We start from the raw sequence: 16580 nt of genomic DNA on the forward strand, positions 1-16580 counted from the left end.
GGCACACTCCCATGCTTCACGCAATTCGTGTCTCTTTGCGCACCCGCTTGCCTCGGGCGATGGCTCGGAGCGCGGCCGCGCTGCTGTCCATGGCCGCCATCGGACACGCCTCGGCGGCCACCTGGGTTTATGTGTCCAACGCGGACAGCCAGGAAATCTCGGTGCTCGAGCTGGACCGCGCGCAAGGCGTGCTCAAGCCGGTGCAGACGCTCAACGTCGGCGGCACGGTGATGCCGATGACGGTGAGCCACGACAAGCGCGTGCTCTACGCCGCGCTGCGTTCGCAGCCGTTCCGGGTGGTCTCGATGTCGATCGATGCCGCCAGCGGCAAGCTGCAGAAGCTCAGCGAGGCGCCGCTGGCCGACAGCATGGCCAACATCGACCTCGACGCGAGCGGCAAGTGGCTCTTTGCCGCTTCCTACCAGGGCGGCAAGATCTCGGTCAACGCCATCGGCAAGGACGGCGCGGCGGGCGCTATCCAGCAACTGGTGCAGACGGCGCCGAACGCGCATGCGATCCACGCGGATGCGAGCAACCGTTTCGTGCTGGCCACCAGCCTGGGCGGCGACAACGTATCGAGCTGGCGCTTCGATGCCGAGAAGGGTCTGCTGTCGGCCAACGAACCGCCGCTGACCCAGGGCGCGTCGAAATCAGGGCCGCGCCACTTCGTGTGGGACAAGGCGCAGCGACGCGTCTACCTGTTGAACGAACTCGATGCGAGCTTGCACGTCTACGGCTGGGATGCCGCGCGGGGAACGCTCAAGCACGAGCAGAGCACCACCACGCTACCGCCCGGATTCACCGGCAAGCCCTGGGCAGCCGATCTGCATCTGACGCCCGATGGGCGCTTTCTGTATGCCTCGGAGCGCACGTCGAGCACGCTGTCGGCCTTCAGGGTGGACGCGTCCACCGGACAGCTGAAGCCGCTCGGCCAAACGCCGACCGAGAAAACGCCGCGCGGTTTTGCCATCGATTCGAGCGGCCGCTACCTGATTGCCGCCGGGCAGGAGTCGCACAGCGTTGCGCTGTACGCCATCGATCCCGCGACTGGCGCATTGGACAAGCCCGCGCGCATCAGCGTGGGCAAGAACCCGAACTGGATCGAGATCGTCGACACGCCGTGACGACGACAAACACACGCAACATCATCAAAGGAGATATCGCTATGCAACGCCGCACACTGATTCGCACGGCCCTCGCCTCTTCACTCGCCGCGGGCTTGCCCGCGTTCGCGCAAGGCCCCGGCAACTGGCCCACGGGCAAGGCCATCACCTACCTTGTGCCGTTTCCCGCGGGCGGCACGACCGACGTGCTGGCACGGCTCATCGGCCAGAAGCTCGGCACGGTGCTGGGCACGAGCGTGATCATCGACAACAAGGGCGGCGCGGGTGGCAGCGTGGGCTCCGAAATCGGCGCGCGCGCGGCACCCGACGGCTTCACGATGGTGGGCGGCACCATCAGTTCGCACGCCATCAACATCAGCCTGTATCCGAAGCTCGGCTACGACCCGCAGAAGTCGTTTGCGCCGGTTACGCTCATCGGCACCAACCCGCTGGTACTGGTGGTGAACCAGGCGAGCCCGTACAAGACCTTGAAGGACGTTCTTGAAGCCAGCAAGACCAAGTCGGGCGGGCTGTCGTCTGCTTCGGCCGGCACGGGCACCTCGCAGCACCTGTCGCTCGAACTGCTGGCGTTCAAGTCGGGCGTGAAGTTCACGCACATTCCCTACAAGGGCAGCGGCCCGGCCATCCAGGACGTGATCGGCGGCCAAGTCGACATGATGTTCGACACCACGGTGGTGGCCGGCCCGCACGTGCAGAGCGGCAAACTGCGCGCCATTGCCGTGACCTCGGCCAAGCGCCTGGCTTCGATGCCCGACGTGCCGACGGTTGCGGAGTCCGGCATCGCCGGCTTGCAGGATTTCGAGGTGCTGTCTTGGCAGGCGATCTTCGTGCCCGCGGGCACGCCCGCCCCCATCGTCGACCGGCTGCACACCGAGATCCGCAAGATCCTTGCAACGCCCGAGATGCAGGAAAAACTCAAGGGCTTCGGCATGGAGCCCGCCGACCTGACCACGGCCAAGATCGCCGCGTTCCAGAAGGCCGAAGTCGAGAAGTGGGCGCAAGTGATCAAGGCGGCCGGCATCAAGGCCGACTGACGCCGGCCGGCGTGCTTGCGAGGGTCCAGCGTGCGAACGAGGGGCCCCCGCATACAAGGGAAGCTTCCTACGTCCGGCGCGTGGAGCCCTTTATAGAATGCCCCTCCGATCCGCATTCCAGGCACTCCACGCCTTTCACACGTGTCCGACCGCTCAGCCGTACTGCACCAATACCTGTTTCCGAAGCAGGCCCTGACGAACTTCGCCGGCTGGGTCGCGGGCAAGGAACGCGGCGCCGTCACCACCTGGATCATTCGGCGCTTCGTGGCCAAGTACGGCGTCGACATGGGCGAGGCGCTCGAGTCGGACATCAACCACTACAAGAGCTTCAACCAGTTCTTCACGCGCGCGCTCAAGCCCGGTGTGCGGCCGCTCGCACAGGCCGATCTCGTGTGCCCGGTGGACGGGGCGATCAGCCAGTTCGGCCCTATCGACGGGCATCAGATCTTCCAAGCCAAGGGCCACAACTACACGACGACCGCGCTGGTCGGCGGCGATGCGGCGCTCGCACACCGGTTCGCCCATGGCAGCTTTGCAACGCTGTACCTGAGCCCGAGGGACTACCACCGCATTCACATGCCGTGCGAAGGACGGCTGCTGCGCATGATCTACGTGCCCGGCGACCTGTTCTCGGTCAATCCGGCCACCGCGCGCGGCGTGCCTGGCCTCTTCGCGCGCAATGAGCGCGTGGTCTGTGTCTTCGAAACCGCGCGAGGACCCTTCGTGCTGGTGCTGGTGGGAGCCACCATCGTCGGCAGCATGGAAACCGTGTGGCACGGCGTGGTCAATCCGCCGCGCGGCGGCGAACTGCGCGAGTGGCACTACGGCGACCAGCAGATCGTGCTCAAGAAGGGCGAGGAAATGGGGCGTTTCCTCCTCGGGTCCACCGTCGTCATGCTGTTCCCGCCGCCTGTGCTGGCCTTCAATCCGGAATGGGCGCCCGCCCGCGCAGTTCGCCTGGGCGAAGCCATGGCCAATTTCGCCAAATTGTGAAGCTTTGTCTCAGGGGCCCCGTGCAGCATGCACTGGCAGCTATAAAACTAGTAGCATCCTGATCCTTGCGCTATAGTCGCCGGCCAACGAGCCCCTAGCAGGCCACGAGCCACCACACGCAAGGCAGCGGTCCTGCCCAGGACCGATGGCCCGACGACCAGCCCCGAGGAGATGAAGTCGATGAGTACCAAGGAAAACGCAGCCGTCAGCCAGCTGCTCGCACTTCTCGAGGCCCGCTACGCAATGAGAGTGCTCTGGGCCTTGCGCGACGGCCACGCCCAGACCTTTCGCCTGCTGCAGGACAGCGTCGGCGGCATCACCCCCAATACGCTCAACACCCGCATCAAGGAGTTGCGCGAGGCAGGCCTCGTGAGCCACGGCGGCGACGGCTACAGCCTCACCGTGAGCGGGCAAGACCTTCTCAAGCGGTTGTCGGACCTGCAGGCCTTTGCGGGCAAATGGCAGCTGGGCCAGGTCAAGAAAGCCGCGGCGCCCGCGGCGGCGCCTCCTTCCTCGTCGACGTCGCCTCCCTCTTCGCCTTCTTCCGCTGGTCCTTCGCCCTCCCCTGCGGCGCCCTCCTCTTCTTCTCCTTCGACCCCGCCTTCCGGCCCGCCTCTTGACACTGCCAATTGAGCAGGCTGGCCGGCCGGTGCCGGCGCATCGGTAAACTTCGCGCCTTCGGGTTCTGCTTATCCATCCACATCCATTCCATTGACGCAAGGAGCGTTCAACATGCCTACCACCCCCTCCGGACTGCAATACGAAGACACCACCGTGGGCGACGGCGCTGAAGCCAAGGCCGGCCAGCACGTGCACGTGCACTACACCGGCTGGCTCTACAACGACGGCGTGCAAGGCGCCAAGTTCGATTCGAGCCGCGACCGCAACGACCCATTCGCGTTCTCGCTGGGCGCGGGCCAGGTCATCAAGGGCTGGGACGAAGGCGTTGCCGGCATGAAGATCGGCGGCAAGCGCACGCTCATCATTCCGGCATCGCTGGGCTACGGCGCACGCGGCGCGGGCGGAGTGATTCCCCCGAACGCCACGCTGAAGTTCGACGTCGAGCTGCTCGACGCACACTGATCGTTTCCGAGCCAAGACTGGCACGAAGGCCCGATTGCGGGCCTTTTTCATGCCTTCGCGGCCTCTTTTGCCGCATTTTTTCGCTTGAAAAGCCCCTGACCAGCCCCAAGTGGCTGGCTATCGTTTGTTTCCCGGCACACGCCGGTTCTTTGAAAAATGTCTGACCCGCAACAATCCGCACAGAATTCGCAAATGCTGCAAGGCGAGCCAAGCCCCGAAGAACTGGAGGCCGCGCAGGCTGCCAATGAAGCCGAAGCGCAAGACGCCCTGGCCGTGGCTCAAGGCGAGCTTGCCGCCCTGCAGAGCAAGAACGCCGAACTGGCCGACCAATATCTTCGTGCCCAGGCCGACGTGCAGAACGCCCGCCGCCGTGCAGACGACGAAATCACAAAAGCCCGCAAGTTCGCGGTCGAGGCTTTTGCCGAGAGCCTGCTGCCCGTGACGGACAGCCTCGAAGCCGGCCTGGCCATCAAGGACGCCACCCCCGAGCAGATCCGCGAAGGCGCCGAAGCCACGCTGCGCCAGTTGAAGAGCGCACTCGAGCGCAACAAGGTGATCGAGGTGGCGCCCGCCCCCGGCACCAAGTTCGATCCGCACCAGCACCAGGCCATCTCGGTGGTGCCCGCCCCCGAGCAGGAACCTAACACCGTGGTGAGCGTGCTCCAGAAGGGCTACACCATCAACGAGCGCGTGCTGCGCCCGGCGCTGGTCACGGTCAGCGCACCCAAGTAACCGCGCAACGGTTCACACGATTCCCACAGGAAATCCCCGCTTCATACCTTGAATCGCGCCGGGTTATCCACAAGTTCATAACAACATATTTTTCAGGCTTTCAGGAGTAAGAACATGGCAAAGATCATCGGCATCGACCTCGGCACCACCAATTCGTGCGTGTCGATCATGGAAGGCAACACCACGCGTGTGATCGAGAACTCGGAAGGTGCGCGCACCACGCCGTCGATCGTGGCTTACCAGGAAGACGGCGAAGTGCTGGTCGGTGCCTCGGCCAAGCGCCAGGCGGTGACCAATCCCCGCAACACGCTGTACGCGATCAAGCGCCTGATCGGCCGCAAGTTCGAAGAGAAAGAAGTCCAGAAGGACATCGACCTGATGCCCTACACCATTGCGAAAGCCGACAACGGCGACGCATGGGTGGAAGTGCGCGGCAAGAAGATCGCTCCCCAGCAGGTCAGCGCCGACATTCTTCGCAAGATGAAGAAGACCGCGGAAGACTACCTGGGCGAGGCGGTGACCGAAGCCGTGATCACGGTGCCGGCCTACTTCAACGACGCCCAGCGCCAAGCCACCAAGGACGCCGGCCGCATCGCGGGCCTGGACGTGAAGCGCATCATCAACGAGCCGACTGCTGCAGCCCTGGCCTTCGGCCTGGACAAGCAGGACAAGGCCGACCGCAAGATCGCCGTGTATGACCTCGGCGGCGGTACGTTCGACATCTCGATCATCGAAATTGCGGACGTCGACGGCGAGAAGCAGTTCGAAGTGCTGTCGACCAACGGCGACACTTTCCTGGGCGGCGAAGACTTCGACCAGCGCATCATCGACTACATCATTGCCGAGTTCAAGAAAGAGCAAGGCGTTGACCTGAGCAAGGACGTGCTCGCGCTGCAGCGCCTGAAGGAAGCCGCCGAAAAGGCCAAGATCGAACTGTCGAACAGCGCTCAGACCGACATCAATCTGCCCTACATCACGGCCGATGCCACGGGCCCGAAGCACCTGAACATCAAGCTCACGCGCGCCAAGCTCGAGAGCCTGGTCGACGAACTGGTCGAGCGCACCATTGCCCCCTGCCGCCTGGCCATCAAGGACGCCGGCATCAGCGTGTCCGACATCAACGACGTGATCCTGGTCGGCGGCATGACCCGCATGCCCAAGGTGCAGGAAAAGGTGAAGGCCTTCTTCGGCAAGGAGCCGCGCAAGGACGTGAATCCCGATGAAGCCGTGGCCGTCGGCGCCGCCATCCAGGGCCAGGTGCTTTCGGGCGACCGCAAGGACGTGCTGCTGCTCGACGTGACCCCGCTGTCGCTGGGCATCGAGACCATGGGCGGCGTGATGACCAAGATGATCACTAAGAACACCACGATCCCGACGAAGTTCGCGCAGACCTTCTCCACCGCCGAAGACAACCAGCCGGCCGTGACCATCAAGGTGTTCCAGGGCGAACGCGACATTGCCTCGGGCAACAAGCTGCTGGGCGAGTTCAACCTCGAGGGCATTCCGCCGGCATCGCGCGGCACGCCGCAGATCGAGGTGAGCTTCGACATCGACGCCAACGGCATCCTGCACGTGGGCGCGAAGGACAAGGGCACGGGCAAGGAAAACAAGATCACCATCAAGGCGAACTCCGGCCTCTCCGAGGAAGAGATCCAGAAGATGGTGAAGGACGCCGAGATCAATGCGGCCGACGACAAGAAGAAGCTCGAGATCGTGCAGGCCCGCAACCAGGGCGAAGCCATGGTCCACAGCGTGAAGAAGTCGCTTGGCGAACACGGTGCGAGCCTGGACGCCGGCGAGAAGGAAAAGATCGAAGCAGCGATCAAGGACCTGGAAGAAGCCCTCAAGGGCGAGGACAAAGCCTCGATCGAGGAAAAGACCAACACGCTGATGACCGCAAGCCAGAAGCTCGGCGAAAAGATGTACGCCGACGCGCAGGCCGCGGCAGGCGCCGCCGGCGGCCCGGGTGCCGCGGCTGGTGCTGGCCCGGAAGCTGCAAGTGCTCCGGCTGACGACAACGTGGTCGACGCCGAAGTCAAGGAAGTCAAGAAGGGCTGATCTTCAGCTTTTCGAACAAGGCTGGATCACCTGATCGGGTGCTCCAGCCTTTCTCGCTTCAAGTTACGGCTTCCCGCCCGCCCCGACCGAATCAGCCATGGCCACAAAACGCGACTACTACGAGACCCTCGGCGTTCCCAAGAACGCGAGCGAGGAGGAAATCAAGAAGGCTTATCGCAAGCTTGCGATGAAGCACCACCCGGACCGCAACCACGGTGACACCAGCAAGGATGCCGAGGCCAAGTTCAAGGAGGTCAAGGAAGCCTACGAAATGCTGTCCGACGGACAGAAGCGCGCAGCTTACGACCAGTACGGCCACGCCGGTGTCGACCCCAACATGCGCGGCGGCCCTGGTGCCGACGGCTTCGGCGGATTTGCCGAGGCCTTCGGCGACATCTTCGGCGACGTGTTCGGCGGTGGCCGCGGCCGCACCAGCGGCGGCCGCCAAGTGTTCCGCGGCAGCGACCTGAGCTACGCCATGGAAATCACGCTGGAAGAAGCGGCCGAAGGCAAGGAAGCGCAGATCCGCATCCCGAGCTGGGACGACTGCGGCACCTGCCACGGCTCCGGCGCCAAGCCGGGCACCAAGCCCATAACCTGCACAACCTGTCACGGCGCTGGCGCAGTGCAGATGCGCCAGGGCTTCTTCAGCGTGCAACAGACCTGCCCCACCTGCCACGGCAGCGGCAAGATCATTCCAGAGCCCTGCACCGTGTGCCATGGCCAGGGCAAGATCAAGAACAACAAGACGCTCGAAGTCAAGATTCCGGCGGGCATCGACGACGGCATGCGCATTCGCAGCACTGGCAACGGCGAACCCGGCACCAATGGCGGGCCGCCCGGCGACCTGTACATCGAGATCCGACTCAAGAAGCACGAGTTGTTCGAACGCGACGGCGACGACCTGCATTGCGTGGTGCCCGTGAGCATGACCACGGCCGCGCTGGGCGGCGAGATCAGCGTGCCCACGCTCAAGGGCGCCGCGGCCATCGACATTCCCGACGGCACCCAGAGCGGCAAGCAGTTCCGCCTGCGCGGCAAGGGCATCAAGGGCGTGCGCTCGAGCTATCCGGGCGACCTGTACTGCCACGTGCGAGTCGAAACACCGGTCAAGCTCACCGAGCACCAGCGCAAGCTGCTGAAGGAGCTCGACGATTCCTTGAAGAAGGGCGGCGACAAGCACAGCCCAACGGACAAGGGCTGGTTCGACAAGGCCAAGGAATTCTTCAGCTGAGAAGAAGCACCTGAATGCAGCAGGGGCACATCGCTGCGCCCCGCTGCATTGCCTTCTGCCCGGCGCTCATCAGCGGCCGGTGCACCGATTCCCCAGATTTTTCAAGCAGTTAGAAGAGGGCCGCATGGCGAGTCTTCGATGCCGTGCGCCTTCGCGCACGTGAACGGTGCTCACCGACCTTGTTCGGTGCCTTGCACCGTGACGACCCCACCTCGGAACCACGCTGACCACGCCTTGGCGCGCTTTCCCACGCCCACATGCGCAACATGCCCATCAAAAGATGGCGCGGGGATTGCTTTTATATATTTTTCGATTGAGCAATAAACCTAATCGAGGTGCGGCGCGTTATTGGTGGGTGTAACAGCTTTGAGCCGCTCGATGCTCTTTAGGAGGTGTGTTCGCTGGAAAAGATGCAATGACTGCATATGCCGATCGCCATAGGTATTTTCACTGGGCGGAAGGGTCGCGCGAACGTCGATTGCCGAACCCTGAAATTTAGCTGGAATTGCCAAATGCTGCGGGTTTTTCTCAGGAACTTTACTCGGCACTGTGGTTCTGATTTAACAAAGAATTTTCCGGGTGCACTCTTTGCTTTATGCTGTTTGAGAAGATGTGATTAAGGGAGTTTTCCACGGCTTGCAGCCATGGGGCGGGCACACCTTTAAAAAGTTGCAACGCATTGGGGCTGCAGGCTTCCGGGCCAATAACCCGCAGACCTGATGGAGGCGTGACCATGGATGTGATCAGCAACTTTGCCGCCCGTTACGAGCGCACCCGCGAGGAGGTCCTGTCGCTGCAGGACTACCTGGATATCTGCAAACGCGATCCCACGGCGTATGCCACTGCTTCCGAGCGGATGCTCAAGGCCATCGGCGAGCCCGAGCTGGTCGACACGCGCAACGACTCCCGGCTGTCGCGAATCTTCGCGAACAAGGTCATCAAGATCTACCCGGCGTTCAAGGAGTTCTACGGCATGGAGGACGCCATCGAACAGGTGGTGTCGTACTTCAGGCATGCCGCCCAGGGCCTCGAAGAAAAGAAACAGATCCTCTACCTGCTCGGCCCGGTCGGCGGTGGCAAGAGCTCGATCGCCGAGCGCTTGAAGCAGCTCATGGAGCACGTGCCGTTCTATGCCATCCAGGGTTCGCCGGTCAACGAAACGCCACTGGGCCTGTTCGACGCCGTCGAGGACGGTGAGATTCTCGAAAAGGAATACGGCATTCCCCGCCGTTACCTGAACCGCATCCTTTCCCCCTGGGCCGTCAAGCGGCTCGAGGAGTACGGCGGCGACATCCGCCAGTTCAAGGTGGTCAAGCGCTACCCGTCGGTGCTGCGGCAGATCGCGGTCGCCAAGACCGAGCCCGGCGACGAGAACAACCAGGACATTTCTTCGCTGGTCGGCAAGATCGACATCCGCAAGCTCGAGACCTATGCACAGGACGACCCCGACGCCTACGCCTACTCGGGCGGCTTGTGCCTGGCCAACCAGGGCCTCTTGGAGTTCGTGGAAATGTTCAAGGCGCCCATCAAGGTGCTGCACCCGCTGCTCACGGCCACGCAAGAAGGCAACTTCAAGGGTACCGAAGGCTTCGGCGCCATTCCGTTCGACGGCATCGTTCTAGCGCACAGCAACGAGAGCGAATGGAAGGCCTTCCGCAACAACAAGAACAACGAGGCTTTCCTCGACCGGATCTACATCGTCAAGGTGCCCTACTGCCTGCGCGCATCGGAAGAAATCAAGATCTACGAGAAGCTGGTGCGCAACTCGTCGCTTGCCAAGGCGCCCTGCGCACCCGGCACGCTGCGCATGATGGCCCAGCTGTCGGTGCTCACGCGCCTGAAGGAGCCCGAGAACTCCAGCATCTACAGCAAGATGCAGGTGTACGACGGCGAGAACCTCAAAGACACCGACCCCAAGGCCAAGTCGATCCAGGAATACCGCGACTACGCCGGCGTCGACGAAGGCATGAGCGGCGTCTCCACGCGCTTCGCCTTCAAGATCATCTCGAAGGTGTTCAACTTCGACAGCTCCGAGGTGGCGGCCAACCCGGTGCACCTGATGTATGTGCTCGAACAGCAAATCGAGCGCGAGCAGTTTCCGCCGGAAACCGAGCAGAAGTACATCAGCTACATCAAGGAGCTGCTGGCGCCCCGCTATGCCGAGTTCATCGGCAAGGAGATCCAGACCGCCTACCTGGAGAGCTACAGCGAATACGGCCAGAACATCTTCGACCGCTATGTCACCTATGCCGACTACTGGATCCAGGACCAGGAGTTCCGCGACGTTGACACCGGCGAAGTGTTCGACCGCGCCTCGCTCAACGCCGAACTCGAGAAGATCGAGCGGCCCGCGGGCATCGGCAACCCGAAGGACTTCCGCAACGAGATCGTCAACTTCGTTCTGCGTGCGCGCGCCGGCAACGCCGGCCGCAATCCGGCCTGGACGAGCTACGAGAAGCTGCGCGCAGTCATCGAGAAGAAGATGTTCTCCAACACGGAGGAACTCCTCCCGGTGATCAGTTTCAACACCAAGAGCAGTGCCGACGAGCAGAAGAAGCACGAGGACTTCGTGACCCGCATGGTCGAGAAGGGCTATACGGCCAAGCAGGTCCGGCTGCTCTGCGAGTGGTACCTCCGGGTGCGCAAGAGTTCATAGCGACAGCTCATAGCGGCGAGGCGGAGGCTTCGCCCCCTTTTTTGCAAGGAGCTTTGACAACATCGTGGCCATCCTGCAGCAGATCATCGACCGCCGGCTTTCGGGCAAGAACAAGTCCATTGGCAACCGCGAGCGCTTTCTCCGGCGCTACAAGGGGCAGATCCAGGAGGCCGTGCGGCGGGCGGTCAGCGGGCGCAACATCCGCGAACTGGAGCAAGGTGAAGATGTCACCCTGCCGCGCCACGACGTGTCGGAGCCGGTGTTCGGCCATGCGCGCGGCGGCGACCGCGAATACGTGCACCCGGGCAACCAGGAATACCTGAAAGGCGACCGCATCGCGCGGCCCGATGGGCAGGCCGGCGCCGGTTCGGGCAGCGGAGAGGCAGGAGACAGCGGCGAGGGCGAAGACGATTTCGTGTTCCGCCTCACGCGCGAAGAATTCATGCGCGTCTTCTTCGACGACCTCGCGCTGCCGCACCTCATCCGCACGCAGATCGCCGAGGTGCCCGAATGGAAGAGCCACCGGGCGGGCTTCACGAACGACGGCTCGCCCAACAACCTGCACGTGGTGCGCTCGATGCGTGGCGCCCTTGCCCGGCGCATTGCACTGGGCGGCGAGCCGCGCAAGGAGCTCAAGCGCCTAGAGGCCCACTTGCTGACGCTGAGGTCGCATCCGCAGGCGGGGCAGGGGCTGATCAAGAATGAAATCCGCGAAACCGAAGAGCAGATCGACGAGATTCGCCGCACCATGCGGCATGTGCCCTATATCGACCCCATCGATCTGCGCTACCGCAACCGCGTGAAAACGCCCGTGCCCAGCGCCAAGGCCGTGATGTTCTGCCTCATGGACGTTTCCGGCTCAATGGACGAGGCGCGCAAGGACATGGCGAAGCGCTTCTTCATGCTGCTGTACATGTTCCTCACGCGCCACTACGAAAGAATCGACCTCGTGTTCCTGCGCCATCACACGCAGGCGCAAGAGGTGACCGAGGAAGAGTTCTTCCACGCCACCGAAACCGGCGGCACCGTGGTGTCGAGTGCGCTGGTGCTCATGGATGAGATCATCAAGGAGCGCTACCCGAGCGGCGAATGGAACGTCTACGGTGCGCAGGCCAGCGACGGCGACAACTGGCACCAGGACAGCGGCCGCTGCCGCGAGCTGCTGGTCGACCACATCCTGCCGGTGGTGCGCTACTACGCCTATGTGCAGGTCGCCGAAACCGAGCAGAACCTGTGGCAGGAATACGCGCAGCTCGAAGGCATACAGCCCAACTTCGCAATGCGCAAGGTGTCGGACGCGCGGGACATCTACCCCGTGTTTCGCGACCTCTTCAAGAAGGAAGGAGTGCCCGCATGACGTCCCTGCACCCTCCCCTCGAACGCCTGGAGCGCCTGCCCAGCCCGTCGGACTGGACCTTCGACCTCATCGAGACCTATCACACCGAGATCGCAAAAACGGCCAGGGGCTTCGGTCTCGACGTGTACCCCAACCAGCTCGAGGTGATTACCGCCGAGCAGATGATGGACGCCTATGCCAGTGTCGGCATGCCCATGATCTACAGGCACTGGTCGTACGGCAAGCAGTTCATCGCCACCGAGAAGAACTACCGCCGCGGCCACATGGGGCTGGCCTACGAGATCGTCATCAACTCCGACCCCTGCATTGCCTACCTGATGGAAGAAAACACCATGGCCATGCAGGCCCTGGTGATCGCCCATGCGGCCTACGGCCACAACAGCTTCTTCAAGGGCAACTACCTGTTCCGGATGTGGACCGACGCGTCCTCGATCATCGACTACCTCGTGTATGCGCGCCACTACATCGCCGAATGCGAGGAGCGTCACGGGCTCGATGCGGTCGAGCAGCTGCTCGACTCCTGCCATGCGCTGATGAACTACGGCGTGGACCGCTACCGCCGTCCGCAGAAGCGATCTCTCGCGAGGGAAGGCGCGCAGCGCGCCGAACGCGAGCGCCACATGCAGCAGCAGGTCAATGACCTTTGGCGCACCCTGCCCCGCAAGAGCGAGCAGGCCGCGGAGTCCGACGCGTCCCGCCGTTTTCCTTCGGAACCGCAGGAGAACCTGCTCTATTTCTTCGAGAAGAATGCCGCGCTGCTCGAACCCTGGCAACGCGAGGTGGTACGCATCGTGCGCAAGATCGCGCAGTATTTCTATCCGCAGCGCCAGACCCAGGTCATGAACGAGGGCTGGGCCACCTTCTGGCACTACACCCTGCTGAACACCATGTACGACCGCGGCCAGCTTGCCGACGGCTTCATGATGGAATGGCTCAGCTCGCACACGGGCGTGATCTTTCAGCCGCCCGTCGGGCACAGGGCCTACAGCGGCATCAACCCCTACGCGCTGGGCTTCTCGATGTTCACCGAGCTGCGGCGCGTCTGCCAGAACCCGACCGAGGAAGACCGCCGCTGGTTCCCCGATTTCGCGGGCACCGACTGGGTCAAGACGCTCGACTACGCCATGCGCAACTTCAAGGACGAGAGCTTTGTCGGCCAGTTCCTGAGCCCGAAGACCATGCGCGATTTCAGGCTGTTCGCGATCCGCGACTACCAGAGCGAGTCCGAACTCGAGGTGTCCGCCATCCACGACGACAGCGGCTATCACGCGCTGCGCGAATCGCTGTCACGCCAATACGACATCGGCAGCAGGGAGCCCGACATCCAGGTGTGGAATGTCAACATGCGCGGCGACCGCGCCCTGACGCTGCGCCACACTCAGCGCAACAACTTGCCGCTGCATGACGATGCGGAAGAAGTGCTGAAGCACGTCGCGCGGCTGTGGGGCTTCGACGTTCATCTGGAGAGCGTCGATGCGCAAGGCCACATCACCCGCAGCTGGAAAGCCGCTGCGCCCAAGCAGACCGACTGATCGCTGCCGGGCTGGCGCGGCGCGTGCCCAGAGTCAGGGCACCAGCGCTGCGATGGCCAACGCGTAGCCCTTCACGCCAAGGCCCACGATGATGCCGCGCGCCGCCGGCGAGATGTACGACCGGTGGCGAAATTCCTCGCGGGCGTGCACGTTCGAAATGTGCAGCTCGATCAACGGCACGCTCGCGCCCTTGATGGCGTCGTGCAGCGCGATCGAGGTGTGGGTGTAGGCACCGGGGTTCATCACCACCCCGAGCATGTTGCCGGCGGCCACCTCGCGGCCCGCCTCGTGGATCCAGTCGATCAAGACGCCTTCGTGGTTCGACTGGCGGCATTCGATCTCGACACCGTGCTTCGCGCCCGCCTCCGCGCACAGGCGCTCGACGTCGGCCAGTGTGTCGCGCCCGTATTGCTCTGGTTCGCGCGTGCCGAGCAGGTTGAGATTGGGGCCGTTGAGGACGAGTATTTTCTTCATGATGATGGCGGTCGGAGCGAGCCGACATTATGGGCGAGCGCCTTCACGATCACTTGCGATAAGGTAACGCGCATCATGAGCGCAGACAGCAGCATTTCGACCTGGCACCCGGTGGCACCCTCGGCGGAACTGCGCGCCGGCGCCAACATCGTTGCGGGCTTTGCCGAAGGCCGTGAACTCGCGCTCTGGCGCTCGGCCGACGGCACGGCCCAGGCATGGGAGAACCGCTGCCCCCACCGCAGCGTGCGCTTCACGCTGGGGCAAGTGGTGGAAAACCGCCTCGTCTGCGCGTATCACGGATGGCAGTACGCCGCCGGCAATGGCCAATGCACCCACATTCCCGCGCATCCCGGCATGCCGCCGCCGCGCAACGTCTGCGCGAAGGTGTTCAGCGCGGTCGAAGCGGCGGGCATGGTCTGGGTCAATCTTGCGGAGGCGGTGCCCGCTGCTCCGCCGCCGGACGATGCCGTGCCCATGGGCTGGTCATTCTGCCAAACACTCACCGTTCGCGCCGATGCAACAGGCGTGCGCGATGCGCTCGCGGCGCGGGGCTTCATGGCGGATGCGTCATCGCATACCCTGCGCGGCGCGCTGGACCACATTGATACCGCGGCGCTGGTGCTCGATGCTCGGCCGCGCCTGGCATTCATTCACCTGTGGACCCCCGCCGCGAGGGGCACCGACAAGATGAAGGCGCTGCACACCGCCGCACGCGGACTGCGCGGCGAGATCGAAGCACGGCAATCTACGGCTTGACAGGGAAAAGGAACGCCATGCCTTTCGTCACCGACGACCCCAACGTGCTCGACGACTGGCTGGTCGCCGGTCCGGCCGCCGCGCTGGCCGGCGCCTCCGAAGCGGAGCCCCGCGCGGCGCGCCTGCTCGGAGAAACGCTTCAGCTGTGGCGCGATGCGGCCGGCATGCCGCAATGCCGGCTAGGCTCACAGGCGCTGGCCGTCCAATCGCGCCACGGCTATCTCTGGGTTTGCCCAAGCGGCAAGCCCGCTAGGCCGCTGTTCGACTTTCCGGAATACGGCGAAGCGGGGCGCCGCATCGTCGATTGCGGCGGCATCGGCGTGGCCGTGTCGGGGCTGCGCGTGATCGAGAATTTCCTCGACATGGCGCACTTTCCCTTCGTGCATGCCGACATCCTGGGCCAGGTGCCGCACACCGAGGTCGCCAGGTACCAGGTGCAGGTCGACCCCGCCACGGGCGAAATTTGGGCCACCGACTGCCGCTTCTGGCAACCGCGCGCCTCGGCCGCCCACGAAGGCGGCAGCGAAGTGATTTACAAGTACCGGGTGATGCAGCCGCTCACCGCCATGCTCTACAAGTCGAGCTCGCGCAACGGCGAGCTCGATGCCATCGGACTGTTCCTGCAACCGCTGGACGACGAACACGTGATTGCCCACACGCTGCTGGCCTGCTATGACGACACCTCGACCGATGCCGAGCTCATCGCGTTCCAGCACACCATCTTCGGACAGGACAAGCCGATTCTCGAGAACCACGCGTTCAAGCGCATGCCGCTCGAAGGCCGCGCCGAGACGCCGACGCGCGGCGACACGTCTTCGGTTACCTACCGGCGCTGGCTGCGCGAGCGCGGGATGCGCTTTGGTGTGAGGCAGCCCGAATGATCCGGCTCTACGACTACGCGCTGTCGGGCAACTGCTTCAAGGTGCGGCAGATGCTCGCCTGGCTGGGCCTCGACTACCAGAGCGTGCCGGTCGACTTTCATCCGGGACGCGAACACAAGTCGGCCGCGTTCCTGGCGCGCGTCAACCCGCTCGGGCAGCTGCCGGTGATCGACGACGACGGCTTTGTGCTGCGCGATTCGCAGGCCATCCTCGTCTACCTCGCGAGCAAATACGACACGCAAGCCCGCTGGTACCCAGTCGACCCGCAACTGCGCGGCCAGATCGCGATGTGGTTTGCCACGGCCGACCAGATTACCCGCACGGCGTCGGCGGCGCGGCTGCACGATGCATTCAGCTACGAAACGATAGATATCGAGGCCTGCCGCCGCGGTGCGCATGAGGTCTTTCGGCTGCTGGACGACCATCTGGCCGAGCGCGCGAGCGGCGGGCTCCTATGGCTGGCCGGTCCGCACGCCACCGTGGCCGACCTGGCCTGCTTTCCGTACGTGGCGCTGGCCGGCGAAGGCGGAATATCCCTTGACGAATATCCGGCGTTGCGACGGTGGGTCTGGAACTTTCGACACCTGCCCGGCTTCATCGGAATGTCGGGTATCTTTGCTGCGGCTCCAGCCTGAACGAGGTCTGGGTATCCTTGGCTCTTCCATC

At 63.7% G+C, this 16580-nt stretch carries 15 protein-coding genes; 14 read left to right on the forward strand and 1 reads right to left on the reverse strand.

Annotation, left to right across the window (positions count from 1 at the left end):
* Positions 1-11: 11 nt before the first annotated feature.
* From J2X92_RS28185 to J2X92_RS28235, 11 genes are all read left to right on the forward strand, one after another.
* Positions 12-1124, forward strand: a complete 1113-nt coding sequence (locus J2X92_RS28185; RefSeq protein ID WP_307580961.1) for a lactonase family protein — start codon at positions 12-14, stop codon at positions 1122-1124.
* A gap of 41 nt (positions 1125-1165) precedes the next feature.
* A complete protein-coding gene (locus J2X92_RS28190; protein ID WP_307580963.1) occupies positions 1166-2158 on the forward strand; it encodes a Bug family tripartite tricarboxylate transporter substrate binding protein in 993 nt (330 codons plus the stop codon).
* Between the two features lie 141 nt (positions 2159-2299).
* On the forward strand, positions 2300-3151 hold the full coding sequence (asd, locus tag J2X92_RS28195) for an archaetidylserine decarboxylase (RefSeq protein ID WP_307580965.1): 852 nt from the start codon (positions 2300-2302) through the stop codon (positions 3149-3151).
* A gap of 180 nt (positions 3152-3331) precedes the next feature.
* On the forward strand, positions 3332-3784 hold the full coding sequence (locus J2X92_RS28200; RefSeq protein ID WP_307580968.1) for a winged helix-turn-helix transcriptional regulator: 453 nt from the start codon (positions 3332-3334) through the stop codon (positions 3782-3784).
* 99 nt (positions 3785-3883) lie between these two features.
* Positions 3884-4234, forward strand: coding sequence for an FKBP-type peptidyl-prolyl cis-trans isomerase (locus J2X92_RS28205; protein ID WP_012746856.1), 351 nt, complete (start codon positions 3884-3886; stop codon positions 4232-4234).
* 156 nt (positions 4235-4390) lie between these two features.
* A complete protein-coding gene (grpE, locus tag J2X92_RS28210; RefSeq protein WP_093012118.1) occupies positions 4391-4966 on the forward strand; it encodes a nucleotide exchange factor GrpE in 576 nt (191 codons plus the stop codon).
* Positions 4967-5080: 114 nt separating this feature from the next.
* Positions 5081-7024 (forward strand): molecular chaperone DnaK, encoded by a 1944-nt coding sequence (dnaK, locus tag J2X92_RS28215; RefSeq protein ID WP_307580971.1) that lies wholly within the window; start codon positions 5081-5083, stop codon positions 7022-7024.
* Positions 7025-7121: 97 nt separating this feature from the next.
* Positions 7122-8258: a molecular chaperone DnaJ gene (dnaJ, locus tag J2X92_RS28220; RefSeq protein ID WP_307580973.1), complete on the forward strand. Its 1137-nt coding sequence runs from the start codon at positions 7122-7124 to the stop codon at positions 8256-8258.
* Positions 8259-8991: 733 nt separating this feature from the next.
* The gene (locus tag J2X92_RS28225) at positions 8992-10914 is read left to right on the forward strand and encodes a PrkA family serine protein kinase (protein ID WP_307580975.1); all 1923 of its coding nucleotides are present in this window, start codon (positions 8992-8994) and stop codon (positions 10912-10914) included.
* 64 nt (positions 10915-10978) lie between these two features.
* On the forward strand, positions 10979-12271 hold the full coding sequence (locus J2X92_RS28230) for a YeaH/YhbH family protein (RefSeq protein WP_307580976.1): 1293 nt from the start codon (positions 10979-10981) through the stop codon (positions 12269-12271).
* Positions 12268-13803, forward strand: coding sequence for a SpoVR family protein (locus tag J2X92_RS28235; RefSeq protein WP_307580978.1), 1536 nt, complete (start codon positions 12268-12270; stop codon positions 13801-13803). Before J2X92_RS28230 ends, J2X92_RS28235 begins: the two co-directional genes overlap by 4 nt.
* Before the next feature lie 33 nt (positions 13804-13836).
* On the opposite strand, the gene aroQ is transcribed toward J2X92_RS28235, so the two are convergent.
* Positions 13837-14277, reverse strand: a complete 441-nt coding sequence (aroQ, locus tag J2X92_RS28240) for a type II 3-dehydroquinate dehydratase (RefSeq protein WP_055799873.1) — start codon at positions 14275-14277, stop codon at positions 13837-13839.
* A gap of 75 nt (positions 14278-14352) precedes the next feature.
* On the opposite strand from aroQ, the gene J2X92_RS28245 reads away from it, so the two are divergent.
* From J2X92_RS28245 to J2X92_RS28255, 3 genes are read left to right on the forward strand one after another with little or no spacing between them, the layout of a single operon-like run.
* The gene (locus J2X92_RS28245; protein WP_307580980.1) at positions 14353-15033 is read left to right on the forward strand and encodes a Rieske (2Fe-2S) protein; all 681 of its coding nucleotides are present in this window, start codon (positions 14353-14355) and stop codon (positions 15031-15033) included.
* Positions 15034-15050: 17 nt separating this feature from the next.
* Positions 15051-15914, forward strand: a complete 864-nt coding sequence (locus J2X92_RS28250; protein WP_307580982.1) for an aromatic ring-hydroxylating oxygenase subunit alpha — start codon at positions 15051-15053, stop codon at positions 15912-15914.
* Entirely contained in the window at positions 15911-16549 is a 639-nt protein-coding gene (locus J2X92_RS28255; protein WP_307580984.1) for a glutathione S-transferase family protein, read from the forward strand. Before J2X92_RS28250 ends, J2X92_RS28255 begins: the two co-directional genes overlap by 4 nt.
* Positions 16550-16580: the final 31 nt, after the last annotated feature.

Origin of the sequence: Variovorax paradoxus, assembly GCF_030811855.1 — a bacterium.
GTDB classification, from domain to species: Bacteria; Pseudomonadota; Gammaproteobacteria; order Burkholderiales; family Burkholderiaceae_C; genus Variovorax; species Variovorax paradoxus_L.

Bases quoted from the DNA above. Each gene is read 5' to 3' on its own strand.
- J2X92_RS28185 (WP_307580961.1), top strand. From the start codon at position 12: ATGCTTCACGCAATTCGTGTCTCTTTGCGCACCCGCTTGCCTCGGGCG.
- J2X92_RS28190 (WP_307580963.1), top strand. From the start codon at position 1,166: ATGCAACGCCGCACACTGATTCGCACGGCCCTCGCCTCTTCACTCGCC.
- J2X92_RS28200 (WP_307580968.1), top strand. From the start codon at position 3,332: ATGAGTACCAAGGAAAACGCAGCCGTCAGCCAGCTGCTCGCACTTCTC.
- J2X92_RS28205 (WP_012746856.1), top strand. From the start codon at position 3,884: ATGCCTACCACCCCCTCCGGACTGCAATACGAAGACACCACCGTGGGC.
- grpE (WP_093012118.1), top strand. From the start codon at position 4,391: ATGTCTGACCCGCAACAATCCGCACAGAATTCGCAAATGCTGCAAGGC.
- dnaK (WP_307580971.1), top strand. From the start codon at position 5,081: ATGGCAAAGATCATCGGCATCGACCTCGGCACCACCAATTCGTGCGTG.
- dnaJ (WP_307580973.1), top strand. From the start codon at position 7,122: ATGGCCACAAAACGCGACTACTACGAGACCCTCGGCGTTCCCAAGAAC.
- J2X92_RS28225 (WP_307580975.1), top strand. From the start codon at position 8,992: ATGGATGTGATCAGCAACTTTGCCGCCCGTTACGAGCGCACCCGCGAG.
- J2X92_RS28235 (WP_307580978.1), top strand. From the start codon at position 12,268: ATGACGTCCCTGCACCCTCCCCTCGAACGCCTGGAGCGCCTGCCCAGC.
- aroQ (WP_055799873.1), bottom strand. From the start codon at position 14,277: ATGAAGAAAATACTCGTCCTCAACGGCCCCAATCTCAACCTGCTCGGC.
- J2X92_RS28245 (WP_307580980.1), top strand. From the start codon at position 14,353: ATGAGCGCAGACAGCAGCATTTCGACCTGGCACCCGGTGGCACCCTCG.
- J2X92_RS28250 (WP_307580982.1), top strand. From the start codon at position 15,051: ATGCCTTTCGTCACCGACGACCCCAACGTGCTCGACGACTGGCTGGTC.
- J2X92_RS28255 (WP_307580984.1), top strand. From the start codon at position 15,911: ATGATCCGGCTCTACGACTACGCGCTGTCGGGCAACTGCTTCAAGGTG.